This is a genomic window from Dissulfurispira sp., from assembly GCF_036745535.1.
Taxonomy (GTDB): Bacteria; Nitrospirota; Thermodesulfovibrionia; order Thermodesulfovibrionales; family Dissulfurispiraceae; genus Dissulfurispira.
Map to the genome: position 1 here is coordinate 1 of NZ_DAIOFX010000150.1, position 2320 is coordinate 2320.

Below are 2320 nucleotides of genomic sequence, written 5' to 3' on the forward strand. Positions count from 1 at the left end.
ATCGCCTTCTCCGGCGGATCATGCAAAATGGCTTGAATCTTTTTTATGAGAAGTTTTTCGTCCATTTATATCCCCCTATATAACTGTTTCCATATTAGCGGCAAGAAACCTATTAAACTCATTACAAACTTCAGCAAACTTTTTGTCTACATTGCTATGATTTATAGTAAGATCATTCCTGTCCTTTTCCAGCCCATCACAATACCGCGAAGGCAGATAAAGGATATAGGCACGATATTTATTGCTCTCTTTTGCAATTTTTATAAAATACGGCTTGGCATGACGGTCAAGAAATGATTTCGTTACCTTTTTCTCTACAATCGGCGAGCCGATATATTGTCTTTTCTCAAAACAATGCTTTTTCTCAAGAGTACTCCTGCCGTTTTTATAAATCTTGCCAACATCGGCGAGCGCATCAAGCCCAACTCTAAATGATTGTTTCGCTTTGAAAAGCCTTGCACCTTGAGTAAATGAAGGATAGGAAACTATGCCATTGTCCTTAATTAGTCTGTTTAGATTTTGTTTTTCATAAGGATTTTTGGCAGAAAAAATGGTACCAATGTTTTCAAAAGCTTTTTCCATATTTATCACATTTATTGAACCAAAGCCATTCCTGCTTCTCGAACCAACTCCGCCAAAAATGCACCAAACATAGAAAGCCTTCAAAACCTCGTTCTTCCCTTTTTCATCTGTAAAATTCAGAACAATATCAAATTTTGTTTTTTCTGGATAATACTCTCTTACAAAAACATTGCCTTGTCTTGGAATATACTCATAAGTGCCATATGCTAAATACTCAAGAATATTGATTTTAAAAGTCTTACCCTCAACCCGAACCTGATGTTGAGGATTAGACGGAAATTTGTTTTTTATTGGCTTTAAATCGTCTTTAGTAATTATCCGTAATGAGAAACTACTTCCTCCAACCCCTTCTTCACTGCTTCCAAATATTATCGCCTCTTTCTCTCGCAATTTATTTAAATCTGCTTCAGCTTGCAATGCCCGCCACCAGAAGCGCAGTAGTCCTTTAATGCTTGCTGCTCTCAACTCAGCCTTGGTCTGATTCGCTCCTGCCACAAACATCGGCGTGATTGTCTCAATTTCGAAAATTATTTTTTTCATCCCTTATCCCTCCTTCTCCACATCATACAGCAGCGCACCTAATATCACAGTATTAGTATTCTCTCTGATTAAACTCGCTCATTATTTCCCCTATTGCAGATACCCTTTTTATTTATATCAAAATAATCCCGCTTTTTCAATAAAAATTTTCCCGATTTATCAGAATTATTATTCAATCCTTACCTTTCCCTTCTCTATCCTCACCCCGTATCTGCTGCCCGCATACTTTTTGACGGTGGCGATTGAATAATACGGCAGAAGGGTTTCATCATTCAACTGCTCTTTTATTATCCTGTTTATCTCGCTAATGCCCTGTCTCAGCACATCGATTCCTATCCCGTCTTTCCATTTATTGAGCAGTTCTTCTGTTTTAAGAGGCTGGTCCCTGTAAATCCTTCTGTAGTATTTTGCCATTTCCTCAAGCGCTGGCCTGCCCGATAGTTCAACGAGAGGCGGGTAGCAATCGGTGCATTCAAAACAATATGGCCTCTCATGATGCTTGCAGTACTCTTTCTTCTGGATTAAGAAGGTTGTATAAATCAATAGCTGCATCGGAATCATCTCTATCAGATTATCTCCGATATGGACGGTTCTCTCGGAAAGATTTACTCTGATTTCCGGCTGCACTGTTGCAGTGTCTATCTCCTTCTGACCCTCTTCAACCAGTTCCCTGAAGCCTCTTCCATGCAGAGATACCTTATTGCCAAGCCTTATAAACGGTAATTCCGCAAGCTGGATTTTTGCATGTTTTGTGCTCAGTTTTTTAATCGAACCGTCAGGCATTCTGCAATCTATGGCTCTGTCTTTCTTTGGCTTGTAAAAAACTCGGGATTTGATTCAAACTCAGGCGTTACAAGCACATGATAGAGCCTGTCCCACGGCCTGCCAAACAACTGAAGTGCAGCACCCATATAAAAGCTCATGGTCTTGCGGCCGCCTGCGAGGGGAGCATCGCAGCCTTACAGATGGGTCACCTGCCTTGCTCCTCAAAAACGGTGTTGTCAGGTCGCCGATTGCCTCGTTTTCCTCTTCATTGCTTATATCGTCGATCTCCTCACCTTCCGGGTCCTTGACAACAATAAAAGAACCTTCGCCCAACTGCATCTCTGGCAAAGAATATTCCTTCAAAAATTCTCTGAAAATATTCTTCTTTATTAATGTCTCCTCAATCCTTTGTCTGCCGGTAGTTGTGGTAATT

General features: G+C 40.4%; 3 protein-coding genes and 1 pseudogene. All 4 read right to left on the reverse strand.

Annotated features, from left to right (window positions below; genetic code table 11):
* Nucleotides 1-75 precede the first annotated feature (75 nt).
* Nucleotides 76-1122: a type III-B CRISPR module RAMP protein Cmr1 gene (gene cmr1, locus V7L97_RS12260; RefSeq protein WP_333656397.1), complete on the reverse strand. Its 1047-nt coding sequence runs from the start codon at nucleotides 1120-1122 to the stop codon at nucleotides 76-78.
* Nucleotides 1123-1290: 168 nt separating this feature from the next.
* Nucleotides 1291-1905 (reverse strand): hypothetical protein, encoded by a 615-nt coding sequence (locus V7L97_RS12265; protein WP_333656400.1) that lies wholly within the window; start codon nucleotides 1903-1905, stop codon nucleotides 1291-1293.
* An 8-nt stretch (nucleotides 1906-1913) separates the two neighbouring features.
* Nucleotides 1914-2045, reverse strand: a complete 132-nt coding sequence (locus V7L97_RS13190) for a CRISPR-associated ring nuclease (protein ID WP_442891844.1) — start codon at nucleotides 2043-2045, stop codon at nucleotides 1914-1916.
* Nucleotides 2046-2187: 142 nt separating this feature from the next.
* A pseudogene (locus tag V7L97_RS13195) lies at nucleotides 2188-2319 on the reverse strand (hypothetical protein); the annotation flags it as partial.
* Between the last annotated feature and the right edge of the window lies 1 nt (nucleotide 2320).